Annotated in this window: 9 protein-coding genes; 6 read left to right on the top strand and 3 right to left on the bottom strand. The window is 44.8% G+C overall.

Features of this window, described 5'->3' with window-relative positions:
* Positions 1 to 62: 62 nt before the first annotated feature.
* A complete protein-coding gene (locus QUA97_RS01785) occupies positions 63 to 7,820 on the bottom strand; it encodes a CHAT domain-containing protein (protein ID WP_333192511.1) in 7,758 nt (2,585 codons plus the stop codon).
* A gap of 20 nt (positions 7,821 to 7,840) precedes the next feature.
* Positions 7,841 to 10,033, bottom strand: a complete 2,193-nt coding sequence (locus QUA97_RS01790; RefSeq protein ID WP_333192514.1) for a two-partner secretion domain-containing protein — start codon at positions 10,031 to 10,033, stop codon at positions 7,841 to 7,843.
* A gap of 1,360 nt (positions 10,034 to 11,393) precedes the next feature.
* On the opposite strand from QUA97_RS01790, the gene QUA97_RS01795 reads away from it, so the two are divergent.
* The 3 genes from QUA97_RS01795 to atpC all read left to right on the top strand — a co-directional run bounded on the left by QUA97_RS01795 (position 11,394) and on the right by atpC (position 14,369).
* Complete coding sequence (locus tag QUA97_RS01795) at positions 11,394 to 12,194, top strand: PEP-CTERM sorting domain-containing protein (RefSeq protein WP_194070329.1); 801 nt, start codon at positions 11,394 to 11,396, stop codon at positions 12,192 to 12,194.
* Between the two features lie 125 nt (positions 12,195 to 12,319).
* Positions 12,320 to 13,777 (top strand): F0F1 ATP synthase subunit beta, encoded by a 1,458-nt coding sequence (atpD, locus tag QUA97_RS01800; RefSeq protein WP_194070330.1) that lies wholly within the window; start codon positions 12,320 to 12,322, stop codon positions 13,775 to 13,777.
* Between the two features lie 184 nt (positions 13,778 to 13,961).
* The gene (gene atpC / locus QUA97_RS01805) at positions 13,962 to 14,369 is read left to right on the top strand and encodes an ATP synthase F1 subunit epsilon (RefSeq protein ID WP_194070332.1); all 408 of its coding nucleotides are present in this window, start codon (positions 13,962 to 13,964) and stop codon (positions 14,367 to 14,369) included.
* Positions 14,370 to 14,457: 88 nt separating this feature from the next.
* Here atpC and QUA97_RS01810 read toward each other — a convergent pair whose 3' ends face one another.
* On the bottom strand, positions 14,458 to 14,757 hold the full coding sequence (locus tag QUA97_RS01810; RefSeq protein ID WP_194070334.1) for a DUF7734 family protein: 300 nt from the start codon (positions 14,755 to 14,757) through the stop codon (positions 14,458 to 14,460).
* 279 nt (positions 14,758 to 15,036) lie between these two features.
* On the opposite strand from QUA97_RS01810, the gene QUA97_RS01815 reads away from it, so the two are divergent.
* From QUA97_RS01815 to QUA97_RS01825, 3 genes are all read left to right on the top strand, one after another.
* Complete coding sequence (locus QUA97_RS01815) at positions 15,037 to 16,005, top strand: aliphatic sulfonate ABC transporter substrate-binding protein (protein ID WP_228050267.1); 969 nt, start codon at positions 15,037 to 15,039, stop codon at positions 16,003 to 16,005.
* Positions 16,006 to 16,120: 115 nt separating this feature from the next.
* The gene (locus QUA97_RS01820; protein WP_333192523.1) at positions 16,121 to 19,396 is read left to right on the top strand and encodes a response regulator; all 3,276 of its coding nucleotides are present in this window, start codon (positions 16,121 to 16,123) and stop codon (positions 19,394 to 19,396) included.
* Positions 19,397 to 19,753: 357 nt separating this feature from the next.
* The gene (locus tag QUA97_RS01825; RefSeq protein ID WP_333192526.1) at positions 19,754 to 23,149 is read left to right on the top strand and encodes an ATP-binding protein; all 3,396 of its coding nucleotides are present in this window, start codon (positions 19,754 to 19,756) and stop codon (positions 23,147 to 23,149) included.
* Positions 23,150 to 23,595: the final 446 nt, after the last annotated feature.

The raw sequence follows: 23,595 nt of genomic DNA on the forward strand, positions 1-23,595 counted from the left end.
TCTTCTTCCGACAGACTTACATCCGTTACATCCGTTACATAATCCGTTGCCGAACTTCCCTCTTACCAAGGACTTCCGATTAGGGTGAAACTGCTCCAGTAGTAAGGATGAGAAAAATCTTGGTTTTGTTGTAAGTCAGCCGGTAAATTCAATTTGCCCGCTGTTGTTACTAACTGCCCGTTTTCCATCCGAACTTTATGAGCAATCATCGCCTGTTGAGCAAGTTGCAAAGTTTCTGCCTTCGTTGTGGCTCCTCGCAACTGGTGGTAAAATTCGCTCATCAGGGCCAAAGTGCCTCCGTCGTCAACATACCACAAACTCCCTAAAGCAGATTTCGCGCCGGATTTTACTGCTAAACCTCCAAAACCTAACTCTGCTTCCCCATCGCCCAAGGCTGTTCTACAAGCACTTAATACTAATAAGTCTACCTGCGGATTGCGCCAATTTAAACTTTCTAGGCGATCGAGCTGCAATTTGGAATTCCACAGTTGAATATAAGAATTGCTTGGTTTTCCCGGTTGAAAGTCAGCGTGGGTTGCTAGGTGAACTATCCGAAATCCTCTTTTGGCGTGTTCGGAGTTGAGATTATCTAAAGTGAAAGTCGAATTGAGGAAAGATGGCCCGTGCCACTGAGCCGAAATCGCCTGTAATTCGATGGGCACACTGAGCAAGGGCTTTTGGTTAACAAATTCTGACCTTCCCATTGCTAGGACTGTGGCATCTGTAACTGCTTTATAATCGCTATTAGTCAAGCTAAAACTCGGAATGAGGCTGAAACTGTATTTTTCAATTAAGAAGCCTTTACCGTCGTGCAAAGCGGCAAAGGGCATACTCCTCAATCCGGGATCGACTGACAGTAACAATGTCTGAATTCCTAAGTTTTTTAAGTCTTTGTCTAGGGGTGCGATCGCCCATTTATATAATTGCTGGGCGGCGCGTAGATAAGTCGTAGTACCGCGTTTTCCCGGACTGGTGATTTCAGCCTGCAACTCCTGAACAAATGGGAAAAGAGCTGCTCTGTTGGCTTCAGGGACGCTGTAGTGAATCGGCCGTCCCACGGGAGGAACTAAAATTAGTTCTAGTCGATCGGCTAGCGAGATTATGTAGATGATACCAGACCGTTTGCCGGTTTGCTGTTCGATATTTTTTAAAGTTTGTTGGAATGTCGCAATCATGACTTTTTGATCGGGAAGATTGGCTGTTACTCCCAGGTATTGTCCAAATTCTTGATTCCTTGTTTGTTCAATTCCCCAGACTGTTTTTTCTATGTCGTTACCTTCAAAAAGTCGATCGGGAGGTGGAACATATCCCAGAACTAAAGAAGAATTAGGGGTTAGTGGTGGCGCTGTTTCCCTGCTGGGAACTGTTGGCGGTTGGTATGCCGGGGGCAACTGACTGATGATACTCGAATCAAGTCTTAAAATTTGATCGGCAGCAGCGCCGGGATTGTCTAGCGGTGGAATTTTGCGACGGCCTTGCAAGTCTTCTGGATCGGGGATTGAGGGTTGCGGTGCTGGTTTTGCTGTGGCTGTGGGCGATAGTGGTGTTGCTGGTATGGCGACGGGTGCGATCGTCCTGGGTGGTAATGCGTTAAAGTCGATCGAAGTTACTGCTACCGACTGCAGCAGCGGCGGTGTCAGCCCAACAATCGGCGGAATTGTTTCCGTTGTCGGCGGAATTGTCAGCGGAATTGTCGGCGGAATTGTTTCCGTTATCGGCGGAATTGTCAGCGGAATTGTCAGCGGAATTGTCAGCGGAATTGTCAGCGGAATTGTCGGCGGAATTGTCGGCGGAATTGTTTCCGTTGTTGGCGGAATAGTTGGTGGAATTGTTTCCGTTGTTGGCGGAATTGTCGGCGGAATTATCGGCGGAATAGTTGGTGAAATAGTTTCCGTTGTCGGCGGAGTTGTGGGCGGAATTATCTGCGGAGTTGTGGGCGGAACTATCGGCGGAGTTGTGGGCGGAATTATCTGCGGAATTATCTGCGGAGTTGTGGGCGGAGTTGTGGGCGGAGTTGTGGGCGGAATTGTCGGCGGAGTTGTCGGCGGAATTGTCGGCGGAATTGTCGGCGGAATTGTCGGCGGAATTGTCGGCGGAATTGTCGGCGGAATTGTCGGCGGAGTTATCGGCGTGGGATCGATCCCGTCGTCAGTCGAAAACGCAATATTACCCACACTACTAGAACGCGGAAACGACTGCGATGTAATGCTAGATTGTCCCGTGGTAATTGCGCCCGCCGTACCGTTGCTAGCAGCATTTCCAACGACAAAGGGTTGAATCGGCGACCCTCCATCTCCCCCAGCGTGCACAATTGTAATTTGGCCACCACCGGCACCGCCAGCAGTAGAAATGCTAGCAAATCCCGTCGGCGAAAGTGGGGTGGAAAAAGTACCAGTAGCGCGGAAAAATCCCCCTGTCGATTCAATAAAAACATTCCCACCGGTGCCGCCAGTACCGCCTTGTGCATCGATCGACTTTACTTGAATATCGCCGATCGGATCTAAGAACACATTGCCGCCATTTCCCGCTGTACCGAAGGAGGTAATTTGTCCCGCCGTAATTGAATTTAAAGCTTTAACGGTGATGTTCCCGCCCGTATTTCCCGCTGTATTCAAATCTTGAGCATTCACTTTTCCCTGCGGGCTCAAAAGCTCAATCGTCCCTCCATTTCCAGCATTTGAAGCAGCGACATTGCCCAATAAATTGATATTTCCCGCGCTATTTATTTGCAAGCTTTGCACGTTAATTGTCGAGTTGGCTGTTACGTCGCCAGCATTTTTGATCGCAACATTTGCTAACTGTCCAATGGCGCCGACTGCTGCGCTGAAAGTGATGCTGCCGCTACCTGCATCCAGATTTAGGCTGCGGGCCACATCAATACTGTCGATCGCACCTCCAAAGGCAATATTTCCGCCACCAGTGCTCAATATCGCGTCTTTCGTCAACCCGAGAACACCGTTAATATTGATATTGCCATTATTAGTAGTAACATTGCCACCCAATTTAGTGCTATCAGCAGCAATATTAAAACCCGAATTGCTCGCAATATTACCTGTCAATTCCGCTTGCTTTGCGGTAACATTCAAAACAGAAAGTGGTGCTGTTCCGCCGATATTTCCTTGCACCAGCACATTGCCTGTAGCTGCATCTAAGTTTAACAAATGATTGCCGTCGATCGCACCAACTATCTTAATATCTCCGCCGCCGCTACTGAGATTAATATCGTTTCCGAGTTGGATAGTGCCGTTAAGGGCGATCGGATTTTTATTGGTATTGATGCCAGAATTTAAATTAATTGTGGAAGCGTTGAGGGCGATACTGCTGTTGTCATTGCCCGTCAGAGTGCCATCAAGTGCGATCGTCCCAGTTCCCCCTTGAATAGTTACGGGGTCTAAAAATGTGAGATTATTAGGTATACTAACCTTGGCGGTGCTATCCGATCGCCCGATCGCGATCGAGCTAAACCCATTTTGAATAAAATTAAGTTCCGATCCCGTCAAATCTAAAGCGCTAGTATTGTTATCAGTTCCGCCAACCACAATATTTTGTCCTGCTGTTGCTGGTTGCAGCGTTAGCGCGCCCGTACCAGAAACGTTACCTGAAAAATCAATTTCACCGGCAGTTAAAGTCAGCGGGTTACTACCTGCCGATAAACTAGAACCGAAAGCAATAGTTGCATCTCCGAGTGTAAAATTTACAGGAGCTTTTAATGTCACCGGGCCGCTAAAACTAATGTTATCATTAGTTGTGGTGATATTTCCGCTCAGGGCCACGCTTCCCGCGCCATTTTGATTAAATGCACCGTCTAAGTTCAGATTATTTAAAATATTTAGATTACCCGTATTGCTAATTATTAGCGTGCCGTTATTGGTAGTAGTTAAAGCTCCTTGCAAATTGATAGTATCAGCCGAAATTCCAATATTGCCAGCTACGTTAATCGCAGAATTTGCATTGATATTTTTTCCGCTAATTTGCAACTTACTTAAAGAATTAGCATTGCCAACTGCACCATTAAATGTAACATTACCGGTATCCCCATTCACAGTCAACTCGCTACTGCCGTTAACTGTATCATTAAAAGTAAGATTGTCACCTGAAATAATCAGATTATTGGCAACAGTGACAGCATCTCCATAAGTTTGACTTCCCGTAGTTGTCACATCGCCATTCAGTTGAGTTGTGCCGCCAGCGTTAGTGGTGATGCTAGCAGCCTTGACGGCATTAAATGCAGTTGTTCCTGTACTATTAACTGTAATATTTCCTAATGTTGCGGTATTGCCAACTGCACCATTGAATGTAACACTACCGCTCACCGCCTGCACAGTCAAATCGCTGGTGCCATCCACAGTATTATCGAAAGTAATGCTGTCACCTGAAAGAATCGGATTATTGGCAATTGTCACTGCATCTGCATAAGTTTGAGCGCCGATTGTAGTGACATTTGCCTTGACTTGAGTTGTGCCGCCAGCATCTGTAGTCAAACTTGCTGCATTGACTGTTTGATTAAATGCAGTTGTTCCTGTAGAGTTAGCTGTTAAATTGCCGATCGCCTTTGAGCTCCCAACTGCACCATTGAATGTAACATCACCAGTCGTCCCATCCACAGCCAAATCGCTGCCGATGTTATTGGAGTTAACAGTATCGTTGAAAGTAATGCCGTTCCCTGTGAGAGTCGGATTCTTGGCAATTGTCACAGCATCTCCGTAGATTTGACTGCCGGTTGTCACATTGCCATTGAGTGTAGTTGTGCCGCCAGCATCTGTAGTCAAACTTGCTGCATTGACTGTTTGATTAAATGCAGTTGTTCCTGTAGAGTTAGCTGTTAAATTGCCCATCGCCTTTGAGCTCCCAACTGCACCATTGAATGTAACATCACCAGTCGTCCCATCCACAGTCAAATCGCTACCGATGTTATTGGAGTTAACAGTATTGTTGAAAGTAATGCCGTTGCCTGTGAGAGTCGGATTCTTGGCAATTGTCACTGCATCTCCGTAGGTTTGAGCGCCAGTGGTTGTCACATCGCCATTGAGTGTAGTTGTGCCGCCAGCATCTGTGGTTAAACTTGCGGCATTGACTGTTTGATTAAATGCAGTTTTTCCTGTAGAGTTAGCTGTTAAATTGCCGATCGCCTTTGAGCTCCCAACTGCACCATTGAATGTAACATCACCAGTCGTCCCATCCACAGCCAAATCGCTGCCGATGTTATTGGAGTTAACAGTATCGTTGAAAGTAATGCCGTTCCCTGTGAGAGTCGGATTCTTGGCAATTGTCACAGCATCTCCGTAGGTTTGAGCGCCAGTGGTTGTCTTGACATTGCCATTGAGTGTAGTTGTGCCGCCAGCATCTGTGGTTAAACTTGCTGCATTGACTGTTTGATTAAATGCAGTTGTTCCTGTAGAGTTAGCGGTAATATTTCCTAATGCTGTAGTATTCCCAACTGCACCATTGAATGTAACATTACCGCTCACCGCCTTCGCCGTCAAATCGCTGGTGCCGTCCACAGTATTATTGAAAGTAATGTCGCTACCTGTGAGAATGGGATTATTGGCAACAGTGACAGCTTCTCCGTAGGTTTGACTGCCGGTTGTTTTGACATCGCCATTAAGTGTAGTTGTGCCGCCAGCATTGGTGGTGAAACTGGTAGCCGTGATAGCATTAAATGTAGCTTTACCAGCACTATTTACAGTGAGATTTCCCAAGGGTGTAGTATTGCCGATCGCCGATTTAACTGAAAAGTTAACTGTACCTGTTTCTAAAGTGAGATCGCCGCTGCCATCAATGTTATTGTTAAACAGAATATTGCCACTTGCTGAATTGCCATTGCTCACTAAGACACTATTTCCAACTAAGGTATTGCCGTTAATTGTGATATTTTGAGATTGAGTGGTAATATTGCCCTTCAGGTTATTAGTTGTAGCGTTGAGAGTAATGGAAGCATTATCTGTTCCCGAAATCGATTGGTTGGGATTGACAAAAATAGTGCCTTGAGTATTAAAAGTCACAGGATCGGCAAAAGATACTGGCAAATTCTCTACAGTGATATTGCCTGTAGTAGTTTTCCCTCCGAAAATAATGGCACTAAAGCCATTACGCAATGAGGATAAAAAAGGTGCTCCTATATCGATCGCCTGCGGATCGTCACCAAGTCCAGCCTGGAAGCGAATTCCGACATTCGGCGAAAACGGCTCAATTGAAAAACTCCCTTTACCCTGCGCGAAACCTCCTCCCAAAAAGCCAATCTCATTGCTGCTAATGCTAATATTTCCCGTACCGGGCAATCCATTAGCATCAATGCTATTTATCCCAACTTCATTGGGAGTTGCGATCGCGATATCTCCACCGGCACCAGAACTAGAACTAGAATTAACGACTCCTGAGTATGCAAAAATGTTGCCTGTTTTGCCCGTGAGTGTGATGTTTCCGCCATTGCCAGCAGTGGAACTGGAGTTAAGATTACTAGCATTAATATTGTTGGCACTTAGTGTAATTGACCCACCATTTCCGGTACTGGATGTGGTATCAATTGCCCCTGCACTCGTATCAATATCGCCATTAGTGCTGGTAAGGGCGATCGCCCGTCCGGGATTTCTCATACTACCAACGGTAATATTGCCTGTAGTTTCAATTGAAAAGTCGATCGGATTCTTAACATCGAAAGAATTGATTGTTGTCAGGGAACGCAAACCTGTAGTCTCCCCAATTGGCCCGTTGACATTAATAACGCCTGTTCCCGCAGTCAAAACTAGGTTGCCATCGCCGTCAACCGTTCCCCCAAAATTAATGTCACCTGCATTCGTTAACCCAGTATCGAGGGTGACATTAGAACCCGTAGCCAGGGAGACTTTGCCGCCAAAGGTAATATTCTGTTCGTTGGTGACAATATTTGAATTATTTAAGAAGTTAGTGGTTGCAGCATTAAAAGTAATTGAAGCGTTGTTTTTACCTGTAATGTTTCCATTGACTGCAATTGTGGAATCTTGAATTGTGACGGGGTAATTAAAAGTAACGCCAGCGGGGTCAAGGGCGATCGCCCCCGTCCCATCCGTCCGCCCAATCGCCATTTGCGAAAACCCTTTTAACGTGTCGAGTTCCGCCTGAATCAGATTCAAAGGAGGAACGTCAGGGTTATTCTGAGTGCCGCCTATCAGAACACCTAAACTCGGTGTCAGCGGCTGTAAAGTAATAGTACCCTTGCCATTGACTTGAGTCGTCCCTAACAGTTGAATTTCATCACCCGTCAAAGTGACATTGCCACCTAAAGCCGCATCAATCACACCGGCGGTCAGGTTAATTGGAATGGAATTGTTGTTAGCCTTTCCCGTGAAGCTAATATTGCCCGTTCCCGTAGCTTGCACCGTTGGTAGGCCCGTGGCGAAGTTAATGCCGTCGTTGTTAGTTGATGTCCCAACACCGGTACCAATTAAAGCAATATCTCCATTCTGCGATTTTACCGTGCCTGAGTTGACGTATATCCCGGAATTACTGGCTGTCCCTGCACTGCCCGTCCCTGTCAACGTCACCTTTCCCAAGCCTGCGGTGTTGACTGTAGGAGCACCACTATCTAAATATATACCCTCGTTGGTAAACCCAGCCCCACCACCAGTACCAGTCAGACTGACATTTCCCGATAGCGAACTCACTTTGCCCGCCCCAAGTGATATCCCTCGATTGCCATCATTCCCATTGCCGCCAACACCGCTCAGAGTAACATTCCCAGTGCCTGTGGACTCCACCACCCCTGAACTCGAAATGCCCGTGTTGTCGTCCGCGCTCCCCTTACCTGTTCCAGTCAGCGCGATATCTCCATTCTGCGATCGCACTGTACTGGGATTATCAATAGTTATCCCTTCATTGCTGCCCGTCCCATTTCCCCCGTCCCGGTGATGGTGACAGTCCCGTTGCCGGGCGTTGACTCGACTGTAGAGTTGATGATTCTAACGCCAGTGTTTTGGGTTAAAGTTCCAGCACCAGTACCAGTCAGACTGATATTTCCCCCAGCCCGCACTGTGCTGCTGTCAATAGATATCCCTGGATTATTAAATGTCCCGTTTCCGCCAGTACCGTTGAAAGTAATACTCCCTGTCCCGATCGATTCCACTGTACTGGTAATAATGTTAATCCCCTTGTTGTCGCTTCCAGTTCCATTACCGCCAGTAGCATTGAGAGTAATACTTCCAGTCCCAGCCGTCGTGATTTTGCTGGTAGAAACAGAAATGCCGAGATTGTTGCTGACTCCAGCGACTCCTTGACCTCTAATAGAAATATTTCCAGTCCCGGCATTGAGGGTGGAACCGGTGAGATCAACTCCGCTGGGATTTGCCGCTGTCCCTACTGCTGGGGAATTTGACGGGTTGGTGCCGCCTCCTAAAATGATGTTGCCACCGTTCGAGTTGATGATAGCATTGGTAATGGCGATCGCCCCTGCACCGCTGCCATCTAAATCTGCATTCAGGGTGATACTGCTGCCGTTAGCGGTAATATTTTTGTTAACAAATATGCTGTTATTAGCATTCAGAGTCAGGGAATTACTATTAGTCCAAGATACCGGAGCGCTGACTGTAATATCGCCTTGATTCGCAAAACCTGATGCAGTAGAAATAGTCACATTTCCCAAACCTAGCTGATTTTGCAGCGTCCCATTATTAATTGTAGAAGTGCCAAGCGAGGGAGTAAATGCTCCCCCTGCTAAAGTGCCGCCTGCATCCGCACCTGTACTAATAGTGATATCAGTAGGATCTAATAATAAGGTGCCAGCGAGGCCAAAGGTCGATCGCAAATCAACTAATCCTTGAAAATCCAGCGATTGCTTTCCCGACACTTCCACAAAGCCGCCATTCCCAGAAAACAATCCACCTCTGGCCGTAATATTGCCATTAAAGCGAGTAGTTTCATCAGCCCAAACAATCACTCGCCCGCCATTCCCATTACTAATAGCATCAGCATTAATCGTCGAGTCGCTGCTGACAAAAGTCCGCAAAGCATTGGGCACAGTACCCAAACCCTGATAATCTCCGCCAATCAGTACATTGCCGCCACCGTTAATCCCAGAAGCATCGATATTGCCTGCAATAACACCTACTCGATCGCCTAAAATATTTACAGTACCGCCAGTGTTGCCAGAGACATTGAGACTGCCGGATGCGATCGTAGTTCCCGCAGTTACAGGCACTGCAACATTCCCAGTCAACACAACTTCGCCATTAGGATTTACCGTCAAACCCGTTGCCTGTGCCACACCTTTGCCAGTCAGCAACTCCGGCAAAGATAACACCGGTTGCGTCCAATTGTTCGGCAGCGAACTTTGAGTTGCTGTCGGCTGAATATCCAAGCTCAATAAATTTCCAGCTTGACTAATTCGCACCAAATTGTTACCGGGTATGGCGCTGATGAGAATATTGCCCCCCGCTGCCGTTAGCTGACCTGTATTAACAACCGTACCAGCGATCAAACTTAAACTTTGACCGGGTGCTACCGTCAAATTGCCTGCATTAACAATGCTTCCCCCTGGGAAATTTGTCAACGCAAAACTATTTGGCATCCCAATTAAAGTTGCCCAATTGTTATTGCCGATCGCACTAAACCACTGATTGTTCCCAAAACCAATTCCTGTCGCCGTAGTAGCATTAAAAGATCCCGGCACGTTGAGGCTGGCATTTAGCCCGAAAATCATGCCGGCAGGATTCATCAAAAATAAATTGGAATTGCCGCCCGTAACTTGAATTAAGCCATCGATTAAAGAAGGATTTCCCCCAGTAATCCGCCCCAGAATATTTTGAATATTGGGATTAGTCAGAAAGTTAGCCGTTTGACCTTCCCTGAGGCCAAACTGAGTAAAACTGTGAAAAAGATTAGCCTTATTTCCGCTGAAAGACCCCCCGGAAATGTCGTAGTGGTTGCCGTTGGGAGTAACAACTGTGTTAGTGCCGTCCGGTGCCGGGGTGATGGGTTGCGCGTTTGCCGAACCCATAGCCCCGGCACTCAGCCAGCCAACAATGAATAACCATCCGAGCAAATGTAGTTTGTTGGTTGTCATTGTGCTTAAATATTTTGTTTAAAGTGCGATCGTATTTATCAATAGTCCAGACACTTTTCAATCACCAACGGTAGAAGGCGGGTGAGAGCTTCCTCACTCTGTGAAATTTTAACGGTAGAATGTAGCTTTAGGTCGCTGCCCCAAAAATTGTGCGGACTATCGATCGATATCTCCTATTTTTACTACTAAAAACTATTCATGTCAATAGAATGGCAAGATTTTTTATTATCTAATAATTGGAATAGGGAAAAATGTATGTATTTAATTACTAGGATTTACGTAGGTAAGTCGGTGGGGAAAAACACAACTGTGTTAAAAAAGATAAATGAGGCTAAAACCCCAATCCCTCCTGTATTCTGTCTCCTGACTCCTGCCTCATCCCAACTACAAATATTTACGCCTTTCTACTTAGAAACTTTTTTTTATAGCACTCAGAAACCTGCCATAAAACTGGGTTTATTATTTCCACTTTCACTACTTCTCTGACACCCCACAAAAACGGATAACGGATACCGTGTGACGTACTTCTGTCTTGGAAAGCTCAAAATTTTAGACTCAAGTTCAAACTCCTAGATTCATCTGCCCTTGTAAGTCTCAAACTTGTACGCTCGCGTCTTGTGAGCGCGCGAAGTCGAAGCAAGTCGATGTAAGTCGAAGCATCTCAAATCGAAAAATGGAAAATCGACTCACGCCATTACCTTGAAAAACCGGGTTGATGCGTTCGGGACTGCTGGTAAAAATACGAAGCGGAATCCGATAATCAGGAGTAAAAAATCACTCAGTATATTAGTCAAAAATACGCAAGTATCGATCGCCTGTAGCCACCACTTGCTGAAAGCAGCAAAAAACACGCTCAAATCCCTACTCGCAGTCGCCTCCGCACTCTTCTGCACACCTTATAACAGCTTCCATCCCGCTTCGAGCGCTGGTCGAACAGCCGAGCTTCGATCGTAAACTTTATATTTTTTTGATTGACTTTACCAAAACTTTATAAAGCTGCTATCAAAAATATTCTGTATTTTTGATAGAACCTAATATTTGCAAGTATTACAGTTAGTTTGAGACTCTTGCGGATCAAAATAAATGTAGTAGGTTGGAAATGGAGATGCGATTAAAATCTTGCTGTTACAAATTCAAGTGTGGCACATGGAGTGTCAGTGAAAACTCTTAGAATTACAAACACTGATTTAATATCAGGACACACCTAAGTGATATCAGTCTGTAGAGTCACTGCTGTAAAGTTTCTTTTGCAGCTATGGCCATAGTCCTAAATATCGCATAAGGGGCGATCGTCTCTTCCCATCACGGGAAAAGTGCGTTTCCCGCCTTACTACCTAACAACATTGGAGGAATCAGGGTTATGACTACCTTAACGCTAGTCAAAAAAACATCTTTTACCATCGCCAGCTTGGCAACCACAATCTTGCTAAGCATCTGCGCGCCCGTCCAAGCTTTCATGTTTGGCACAAAGGGCATCCAATTCGATGAAGATACAAGCATAAACTTTACCTTCAACGAATCACACGGCAGTTACCAGTCCAGCTTGTGGGTAGCCCAAGCTCAGTCAGGAAACACAGGATACACCAACATCGCCAAACTGTTTTACGAGCTTCAACCCTCAGATAACGGCGCAGCCGATGAATCGAAGGGAAGCTTCGGCAACGCTGTCACATCGGACAACGGCTCCATCACCCAAACCTTCAAATTTTTGGGAAATCAAACTTATGCCCTGCTGCTGTGGAGTGACAGCGGCACGGGCAAACCATTCGAGCAGTATGTCTCCTCAAGCACCTTCATGAACAGCCCCGACTGGTTTGCCGCCAACACCCAGTTTCGGAGAGATGACTGTGTGCTCACGGGCTGTCAGCAAGCGGTATTTGGGGACTTTAAGCTCGACTACAACTCCAGCGACTCATTTATCAACGTCAACGGCGGTAAAGGCCCAGAGCAATATTCATTGCTGACATTGGCCCAACTGGCTCAGGGCGCAAAAATCTCCTTCGACGATGCTGGAGGAGGAAACGACGCTGACTTCCAAGACTTCATCATTTCAGCCGAGGTAGCTCCCGAACCAGTCACGATGTTCGGCACTATACTGGGGCTCGGGGCTTTGGCTGCGGCTCGCGGGAAAAAAAAGCGACAGCAGCAACCAGAAAAATGACTTTTAACCAGCCCAGACAAATCTAAATAGTGAGTCTGTTCAGTGGTACTGTGAGAAATAGCATTTCTAAATGTTAAGACTTTTTCCACAACGGGAAAAATAGCATCCTAACAAAGGCACTATTCATGGTATCCACCGCAACAAAAACGAACGTAGGCTACATCACCCAAATCATCGGGCCAGTTGTAGACGTCAAATTCCCAGGCGGCAAACTGCCCCAAATCTATAACGCTCTCACGATTTCCGGCAAAAACGAAGCAGGTCAAGACGTTGCCGTTACCTGCGAAGTTCAGCAACTGCTCGGAGACAGCCAAGTGCGCGCAGTTTCCATGAGTACCACCGACGGCTTGGTGCGCGGCATGGAAGTAGTAGATACCGGGGAATCGATCCAAGTTCCCGTCGGACTCCCAACTCTCGGCCGCATTTTTAACGTCATCGGTGAACCGGTAGACAACCTCGGCCCGGTCAATACTTCCGAAAGTATGCCCATTCACCGCCAGCCGCCGGCTTTCACCGAACTGGAAACCAAGCCTTCGGTGTTTGAAACCGGGATCAAGGTGATCGACCTCCTGGCTCCCTACCGCCGCGGCGGCAAAATCGGTTTGTTCGGCGGCGCAGGCGTCGGCAAAACCGTGATTATGATGGAACTCGTGAACAACATCGCCAAAGCTCACGGTGGCGTGTCCGTGTTCGGCGGTGTGGGCGAACGCACCCGCGAAGGTAATGACCTCTACAAGGAAATGATCGAGTCGGGGGTTATTGACGAAGAAGACCGCACCAAGTCAAAAATTGCTTTGGTTTACGGTCAAATGAACGAGCCACCTGGTGCTCGGATGCGCGTGGGCCTGTCAGCTCTGGCGATGGCCGAATACTTCCGCGATGTCAGCAAGCAGGACGTTCTCCTATTTATTGACAATATCTTCCGGTTCGTGCAAGCGGGCTCTGAGGTATCGGCTCTGTTGGGTCGGATGCCTTCGGCTGTGGGATATCAGCCGACTCTCGGTACAGACATGGGCGACTTGCAAGAACGGATTACTTCGACTACTGAAGGTTCGATTACTTCGGTTCAAGCTGTGTACGTACCTGCGGATGACTTGACTGACCCCGCTCCGGCTACGACTTTTGCTCACTTGGACGCTACAACTGTGTTGTCTCGCGGTTTGGCTGCTAAGGGTATTTATCCGGCTGTTGACCCGCTGGATTCTACCTCTACAATGTTGCAAGTTAGCGTAGTCGGCGAAGAACACTACGGTGTGGCGCGTCAGGTGCAGTCTACTCTGCAGCGCTACAAGGAATTGCAAGATATTATTGCGATTTTGGGTTTGGACGAGCTGTCGGAAGATGACCGCTTGACTGTTTCTCGCGCTCGCAAAATTGAACGCTTCTTGTCTCAACCGTTCTTTGTGGCGGAAGTGTTCACTGGTTCCCCCGGTAAGTACGTCAAGCTGGCTGATACCATTAAGGGCTTCCAAATGATTTTGGGTGGTGAACTTGATGAGCTGCCGGAACAAGCTTTCTATTTGGTTGGCGATATCAATGAGGCGATCGCCAAAGCTGAAAAAATGAAAGCTGAGGCTAAGTAATTTTAGTCATCAGTCAGTAGTCATTAGTCAGTTGTCATTAGTCAAGTAGTCAGTAGTCAGTAGTTATTTGTTATTTGTTATTGGTTATTGGTAACAACTGACAACTGGCAACTGGCAACTGACAACTGGCAACTGACAACTGACAACTGACAACTGCCAACTGCCAACTGACAACTGATACTTTATGACATTAACTGTGCGCGTAGTGGCCCCAGACAAAACTGTTTGGGATTCTAATGCTGAAGAAGTAATTTTGCCGAGTACCACAGGCCAATTGGGTATTTTGAGCGGTCACGCTCCGATGTTGACTGCTTTGGATACCGGAGTGATGCGCGTCCGTCCCGGTAAGGAATGGGTGTCTATTGCTCTGATGGGCGGCTTTGCAGAAATCCAAGAAAACCAGGTTACTATTCTGGTCAACGGCGCTGAAAAAGGCGAAACGATCGACAAAGAAGATGCTCGCAAGGCTTACACCGAAGCAGAAGCTCGTTTGGAAAAGTCGGCTAGCGGCAATTTGCAAGAGCAAATTCAAGCTAAGCAAGCAATCAAACGCGCGCGAGCTCGTTTCCAAGCTGCCGGCGGTACGCTCTAGCGCGCGGGTAGGAACACGGCTTTTGTAGTAGGGACACAACAATGTTGTGTCCCTGCTGTTTTTCTAAGTTTTTTCCCTGCAGCCTGAGCTAAACTCCAGCCTCTAACAATAGCGATTGCATTGTTTCCCAAGATAACCCTTGCTGAAGATAGCGGGGGTTATTTGGATTGTACGGACTCTCCACGCGATCGACACTCACAATTTTTGCTTCCTCCGGTAAAACAGGAACCTCTGGATCGAAAGCAGTCGATCGCACCAGGGAGCTAGAAAAGCCTTTAAAAATAGCAATTTCGTCAAATTCGCCGTCAATTTCGGCCTGGACGATTAAAACTTCATCAGGTCTTTTTACCGTGTACTGTTCCAAGCGGCGATCCCTAGAGTCAGCCATAGCACCTATCACTTTACACAAATTAGCTATAATATAGCTTAATTTTGCGGCTAATTTCAGGGACACACCGCCAAAATTTTATTTTTAACTCGACATTTTTTAACAGCATGAAGTAAGCGGACACAATATAAATAGGATTAAAAAAATCGAGATTTTTTTAATCCTGCCAAACTACTTATAAGATAGTTCATGACCCACACAAAGAATAAATTTCAACTATCATATTTCAGTAAAAAAAATCTTAACAGGTGCTTCCCTTGGGGATATTCACTGCTATTTATGCTAGTTGTTTGCGTGACTTTAAGTGTGGTAAGTTGCAAGTCAGAAGTCATAAATAACTCTACAGCAAAAACCCAAAATGCACCTTCAAACTTAACAAGAGTTGTCAGAATCGGCCATCAGCGTTTCGGAGCGCTGTTTTATCTCAAAGCTAAAGGCTCTTTGGAAACCCGTTTAGCAGAAATTGGGTGGTCTGTAGAATGGACGGAATTTGCCGCAGGGCCACCAATTTTAGCAGCAATAGGAAAAGGAAACATCGATCTCGGTTATGCAGGAGTGGCACCGCCAATTTTTGCTCAATCAGACGGCGTACCTTTTGTTTATATTGCTAATGATTCAGCTTTACCGGGAAGCATTGGTATCGTAGTTCCTCAAGATTCTCCTATTCGGACTTTGGCGGATCTCAAAGGTAAGAAAATAGCAGCAACTAAGAAAACGGCCGGTCACTATTTGTTAATTCGGGCCTTAACTCAAGGTGGCTTGCAGTTAAAAGATGCCGAATTGGTCGATTTGCCGCCGGCAAAAGCTCGGGAAGCATTTGTGAGAGGCGAGGTTGATGCTTGGGCGATTTGGCAGCCGTTTCTCGCTCAGTTACAGGAAACTATGCCTGTTAATTTCTTGACTGACAGCGACGGGCTGATGAATGACAGAAACTTCTATTTGGCAAGTCGCTCTTTTGCTAGCGACTTTCCCGATATTGTTAAAATAGTCATGGGAGAAACGCGAAAAATGGCTGTTTGGATAACTAGGAATCCCGAACGAGCAGCGAGATTTATCAGCGCTCGAAGGGGAATGAAAAGAACAACAGCTAGAATATTAACTAAAAGTCGGAGCTACGATTTGCTGCCAATTCAAGATAGCGCTGTTGAGGAACAGCAGCGGATTTCTGAGATTTTCTTTCGCTTGGGACTACTTCCCGATCGCATTTGGATTGAAGATGTTATCTGGAAACAAAGATTAGATCTATAAAACCAGAAGTTAGGCAAAGGTATCGATAAATCAAAGGCGGCGATTTATCAAGTATGAAAAATGAAATTAGGTGTATCCTATAGAGTGAGTTCAAACTGTTAACTGGCAAAATCAAATGTCCTCAATTGCCAATCAACTGCGTTACGGTTTTGTCTCGATTGTTGTAGCTAGCGTATTGATGGCGGGAAGTACCTTAGCTTACCTCAGCTTTCGGGAACAGATAAAACAGACAAAACAACTTCAGTTCGAGCGATCGCAAGCTGCTGCTGTCCAAATTAGCGCTTATCTGGATAACTTGCAGCGCCAACTCAATTATTTGTCAGAATTGCGCGGTTTAACAGAATTTAATGCTGAAACTCAGCGCAGTATTCTCGAAGGATTGGTGAACAGCAACAGCGCCTACGAAGTGGCGGGGATTTTCAACAGTCAAGGTCAAGTCGTACAGGCAATTTCGCCTTACGAACCATTTTCTATTTCTAGCTTGAGTTTGGCAGGTATTTCGGCAGATTCACCGATATTTTGGCGGACATTTAGGCAAGCTCAAAACTATGTTAGTCCAGTAGATGTCGATCTCAAAACAGCAGTAAATGTTGTTAATTTAGCAGTGCCGATTCGCGATAGTAAAAATAGAATTGCTGGAGTATTGTTTGCCAGAGTTAGTCTAAATTTTTTAATTCAAATTGTTGCCAGATCGCAAGTAGGAAAAACGGGATATAGCTATGTTTTAGATAACAGATCGGTGGTGATTTCGGAAACGGGAAGCAAGATTAATCCGTATTTACTGGAAGATTTGAGCGGGCGATCGTTTGTGGGAAAGTTATTCAAATTAGCTTTGGCTTCGGGGATGCAATCTCCGATAGTTTATCGAGGCTGGCGCGGGGAAGAAGTCATGGGTACGGGGGCGATCGTCCGCCAGGTGCAGTGGATGGTGGTGGTAGAGCTACCTACAGCCGAAGCTTATGCTCCCCTGCGATCGCTCGTAGGTGTCATGGGTGCAGTTACAATCGCCAGCGCCCTCGCCGCTGCGGGCTTGGGACTTGCTTTTGCTCGATCGATCGCAAATCCCTTGAAAGCCCTCACATCCGCAGCTACTAAAATGACTAGCGGAATGTTGGAAACTCGGGTAGATATTGTGGCATCTAACGAACTAGGAAAATTAGCTGATGCTTTCAACAGCATGGCCAGTCAATTGCAAGTATCTTTTACAAAACTAGAGGATCAAAATGCCCAATTGCAGCGACTAGATCAACTAAAAGACGAATTTTTAGCCAACACTTCTCACGAACTCCGCACTCCACTTAACGGCATTATCGGTTTAACAGAATCTTTAATCGACGGCGCTACAGGACAATTGCCAGAACCGACTATTTCCAATCTAGAAATTATTGCATCTAGCGGCAGAAGACTGTCCAATCTAATCAACGACATTCTTGATTTCTCGAAGCTGAGACACAAAAACATTGAACTGCAAATCAAGCCCGTCGGCATCCGAGAAATTGTCGATATCGTAATGACTCTTTCTCAACCGCTAATTGGCACAAAAAACTTGCAGTTGATTAATTCAGTTAGTCCCGACATTCCCCTAGTGGATGCCGATGAAAATCGGCTGCAACAAATTCTGTATAACTTAATCGGAAATGCGATTAAATTTACCGACACTGGTACTGTAGAAATTTCGGCAAATGCCATATCTTTGAATTTGCCGGATTTTTTTGAGCGAGAAAGTTCTGTTACCAGCCAGCTTCAATCTTTAATTGTCAGATCAAAACTGCAAATTACTGTATCCGATAGCGGGATTGGCATTGCTGAAGATAAATTAGAACGCATTTTTGAACTTTTTGAACAAGCAGACGGTTCCACTGCTAGAGAATACGGAGGTAGCGGTTTAGGTTTGGCAATTACCAAGCAGTTAGTCGAGCTGCACGGCGGCGAAATTAACGTATCTTCAGAACTCGGTATTGGTTCGCAGTTTACTTTTAGTTTGCCAGTTTCTCAAAATCAGTATATCGATAACCAGCAGTTGCCAGATACGGTGCAGCAGTGTTTGGTTTCTACAACTAACGAGCGGAATTTAATAACAAATGAAGCTGCAGAAATAAGTTTTAATAATAACAGTTGCATTGAGGGTCGATTCCGGCAAGAAAACACTCTGGTTAAAATCTTAATTGTAGATGACGAACCTGTGAATATTCAGGTATTGGTTAACTATTTACTTCGGGAAAACTATGCCATCGCCGAAGCTAGCAGCGGTAAAGAAGCTTTAGCTCTTGTAGACACAGGCTACAAGCCAGATTTAATCTTGCTAGATATCATGATGCCGCGGATGACTGGTTACGAAGTTTGCGAGAAAATACGGGAGAAATTCACGGCGATCGAAGTGCCAATCGTGATGCTAACAGCCAAAAATCAAGTATCTGATTTAGTGCAAGGTTTTAATGCAGGAGCCAATGATTTTTTAACTAAACCCTTTGTAAAAAATGAATTGTTAGCCAGAATTAAAACCCATATCCGTCTGGCCAAAATCAATGCAGCTTACGGTAGATTTGTTCCCCACGACTTTCTGCGTTTTTTGGGACACGAAAGTATTGTTGATGTCGAACTAGGCGATCAAATTCAGAAGGAAATGACTGTTTTATTTTCTGATATTCGCTCTTTTACGACTATCTCCGAAGCGATGACTCCCCAAGAAAATTTTAATTTTATCAACAGCTACCTCAGCCGAGTGAGTCCGGTTATTCGCGCTCACCAAGGTTTTATTGATAAATATATCGGCGATGCGATTATGGCGCTATTTCCTGAGTCTGCAGATGATGCTGTTCGGGCGGCGGTGGAAATGCAGAAACAAGTGATTATTTATAACCAGCACCGACAACTAAGCAATTACGCACCGATCGCGATCGGCATCGGTTTGCACGCGGGTACTTTAATGCTGGGTACGATTGGCGAGCAAGAACGGATGGAAAGTACGGTGATTGCTGATGCGGTGAATCTCGCTTCTCGTTTGGAAGGATTGACTAAGGTTTACGGCTCGGGAATTCTAGTTACTGAGTCAATTTTAGAGCGTTTGGGCGATCGAGAACAATATCTGTACCGATTTGTCGATCGCGTCACAGTCAAAGGTAAAAAATCAGTGGTGTCGGTGTTTGAAATTTATGATGCAGAAACACAACAAAGCATGGAACTAAAACAGGAAACTGCGGCAGCCTTTGAAAAAGGTTTGGAGCTTTATTTTGAGCAAAATTTTACTAAAGCGCAAAAAATATTCAAGAAAATTTGCGAAATAAATCCTCAAGATAAGTTAGCAGCAATCTACTGCCAGCGTTCTCTAAAAAATCGGATGTATGGTGTGCCAGAAGGATGGTCGGGGATAGAAGTTTTGGATGAAAAGTAGTAAAACTATCATGAAGCTGAGGGCAGAAATTTTTATATTTTTATCTGGTTTTTTGTACCGGGTCTCGGTCATAATACATTCAGGTCAAAGTATTCGGATATAAAATTGGGAATTTTCCTGGAAGATAGGCTGTTAGCGCTGCTTTTGACTTCAAACTCGAATCTCCTGCTGAAAGCTATGTGAGAAATCAACCGGGTTAATCTGAAAAGTCATAGGTTTGACAACTATTCAGGAATACACCAAGAATCTGTCGTTCGTTGCGTAACTTTTATTCAAGGATAGAATGGTTTACAATACTTAATAGCGAAGCAGATTCCCTCCGATTATTAACTGTGTCTTTCAAGCTAAATTAATATTATGCCAACTCTTTATATCAAGCGCTTAGTTGCCAAAATTTCAGGAAAATCGACCCTACAAACGGTGCTGATAGTTCCGTTTGTCTTGCAAGTATTTGCAGCGGTGGGAATTGTCGGATATTTATCATTTAAGAACTCTCAAAGAGCAGTAAACGACCTTGCCGATCAGTTGATGGGGGAGGTGAGCAATCGCATTGAGCAAAATTTGGTAACTTATTTACAAACTCCCCACCAAATCAATCAAAGCAAGCTGGATGCGGTGAAACTGGGTTTTGTTAATATGCAAGATTTGTTAGCTTGGGAAAAGTATCTGTGGCGGCAAGTACAGTTGTATCCTTATATTAATTTTACGTCGATCGCCAATCGAGATGGAGAATACCGCACTGGCGAAAAGACATCGGATGGAACTTTATTGATTAACGCATCCGGGCCCTCTACAAATTTTGATTTTTATTCCTACAATACTAATGATTCGGGCGATCGCACGACAGTAGCAGCCAACGTCAAAAACTTCGACATCCGACAGCATCCTTCCTACACCTATGCGGCTCTAACAGCAAAACCAACTTGGAGTTCAGTTTATATATCCTTCCTAGAACCCACATTGATCCTTAGCGCTTTGCAACCTGTTTACAACAGCCAGAAACAGCTAGAAGGAGTATTAATTGCTGCTTTGCGTCTCGACAGTATCGGTCAATTTTTAAACAGCCTCAAAATAGGTAAATCCGGTCAAACTTTTATTATCGAAAGAAACGGCACGCTGCTGGCAACTTCCACGCCGGAACAACCTTTCCGCACCCAAAACGGTAAAAAAGAACTGTTTAAAGTCACAGAAAGCAGCGATCCAGTCACACAAAATACAGCTAAATATTTAGAAACACACTTTCAAAACTTGCGCCAAATCACCAAATCGCAGCAACTAAGTTTTGAAATAAACGGCAAGCCACAATTTTTAAAAGTCCTGCCATTCCAAGATGGCAAAAGTTTAGATTGGCTGATTGTCGTCGTAGTTCCCGAAGCCGACTTTATGGAACAAATTCATGCCGGAAACAGAACTACAATATTGCTATGTCTGGTCGCATTAGTGATGGCTACTATGATAGGACTTATCACTTCTCGGTGGATTAGCCAACCTATTTTAAAATTAAAAGATGCAGCAATAGCGTTGTCTGAAGGACAATTTGATAAAACAGTCAAACTAGATCGCTCCGACGAGTTAGGCATACTTGCCGCTGCTTTTAACAGCATGGCAGCACAACTGCAAGCATCTTTTACGGCGTTAGAAACTAAAAATAGCGAATTGCAGCGACTGGACAAACTGAAAGACGAATTCTTAGCAAATACTTCCCACGAACTCCGCACTCCACTCAACGGCATTATTGGGATTGCAGAATCTTTAATAGACGGTGCTACCGGAAAACTTCCAGACTCAACAAATTTTAACTTAGGTTTGATTTCAGCTTCGGGAAAAAGATTGTCTACCTTAATTAACGATATTTTAGATTTTTCTCAGCTAAAACACAAAACCATAGAACTGCAAATTAAATCCGTTGGTGTGAGAGAAATAGTCTCTGTAATTATTACCTTATCTCAGCCCTTAGCAAATCAAAAAAACTTACAGTTGATTAATTCAATCGATCCCAAATTGCCGCCCATAGCAGCCGACGAAAATCGGTTAGAGCAAATCCTTTACAACTTAATCGGCAATGCGATTAAATTTACCGAAAATGGCACAGTTGAAATTTCAGCAGAATTAGTAACTTGCAACGAACAATCACCGCTTAATTCCCAATTAGCCATTACTGTATCCGACACCGGCATTGGCATCCCCGAAGATAAATTAGAGCGAATTTTTGAATCCTTTGAACAAGCTGATGGTTCCACTGCTAGAGAATATGGCGGCACTGGTTTAGGGTTAGCTGTGGCCAAGCAATTAGTGGAATTGCACGGAGGTAAAATTTGTGTATCTTCCACTGTAGGCATCGGTTCCCAATTTATCTTTACTTTGCCCGTATCTGAGAGTCAGCCGGAATTTAGCAGCAAACAGCCGCCTTTAATCCAGGAATCTCGCAGTTTAACAACTCCTGAATTAGCCCAGCAATCATCTATCATAAATTCTGGCTTGTCAGCCAATAGCAACTTCCCAGAAAATCAAAGAATAAAAATTTTGGTAGTCGATGATGAACCCATTAATATTCAGGTTATAACTAATAATCTTTCTTTAGAAAACTACGCCATCACTCAAGCTAGCAACGGCTTAGAAGCTTTAAATCTGATTAAATCAGGATTTAAGCCAGACTTAATTTTACTGGACGTAATGATGCCGCAGATGACGGGTTATGAAGTCTGCAGGGAAGTTCGCAAAAAATACTCGCCTTTAGAAATGCCGATTCTGATGCTGACCGCAAAAAATCAAACTGCCGACTTGGTAGAAGCTTTTAATTTAGAAGCCAATGATTATGTAACTAAACCTTTTATCAAAAAGGAGTTGTTGGCGAGAATTAATACGCAAATTCGTTTGGCAAAGCTGAATGCAGCTTACGGCCGGTTTGTGCCACAAGATTTTCTGAGTTTGCTGGAAAAACCGAGTATTATTGAAGTAAAATTAGGCGACAATCAGGAAAGAGATATGACAGTGCTGTTTGCTGATATTCGCTCGTTTACGTCGCTTTCAGAAATGATGACACCGCCAGAAAACTTTGCATTTATTAATAGTTATTTAGGAAAGGTTAGCCCTGCAATCAGGCAAAATAATGGGTTTATTGACAAATATATTGGAGATGCAGTCATGGCTTTATTTTCTATATCTCCTGACGATGGTATACGAGCAGCAATTGATATGCAAAAAGAAGTGAATATTTTTAACCAGGAGCGCGAAAAAAAGGGCTTGTTTCCGATCGCGATCGGCATTGGTTTGCACGCGGGAAATTTGATGCTGGGGACAATTGGCGAGCGAGAACGGATGGAAAGTACGGTGATTGCTGATGCGGTGAATCTCGCGTCTCGTTTGGAAGGATTGACTAAAATTTACGGCGCAAGAATTCTAGTTAGCGGTGCAATTATCGATCGCCTAGAGGAGCCTGAAAAATATAAGTACCGATTTGTCGATCGCGTAACGGTGAAAGGAAAAACCAATGCTGTGTCAGTGTTTGAAATTTATGATACAGAAACAGAGAAAAGCATTGTACTCAAGCAGCAAACTGCGGATTTTTTTCAAGAAGCTCTCAATTTTTACTACCAGCAAAAATTTGTTGCTGCCCAAAAAATATTTGAGAATATTTTGCAAATCAATCCTGACGATCGGGTAGCAATGCTGTATTTTAAACGCTCTCGCAAATATCGAATGTATGGAGCGCCGGATGGGTGGTCTGGGGTGGAAATTTCGAGGGAAAAATAGGGTGTTTTTTGAAGTCATTAGTCATTAGTCATTAGTCATTAGTCATTAGTCATTAGTCATTAGTCATTAGTCATTATTCATTATTCATTATTCATTAGTGCTGTCCCCGCCGAGCTTTCCGTCCAATGTCATCAGGAAGAAGGAAGAAGGCTATAAGGGCTTCGCTCAGGGTGAAGAGAAGGAAGAGGGTAGAGGACAGACTTGATTCAACATTCCTCGATGCAGAACCTAATTATGTGAATTTCCAGGACATAATTGTGCAGCACGGATTATTAGCATGAGCTACAATGCTTTTTATCAGGGAAATTGTCGCATTTGGTTTGGTGATTTCGATCGCATTACCGATCCAGCGTCGCTAATTTCGACTCAATTCGCGATCGGCAATTAGCTGGAACTATTATTAATTACGCTCAAAAGCAAGAATCAGCCGATTTGTGCAGTTTCTC

The organism is Microcoleus sp. CZ3-B2 (assembly GCF_036705055.1).
Taxonomy (GTDB): domain Bacteria; phylum Cyanobacteriota; class Cyanobacteriia; order Cyanobacteriales; family Microcoleaceae; genus Microcoleus.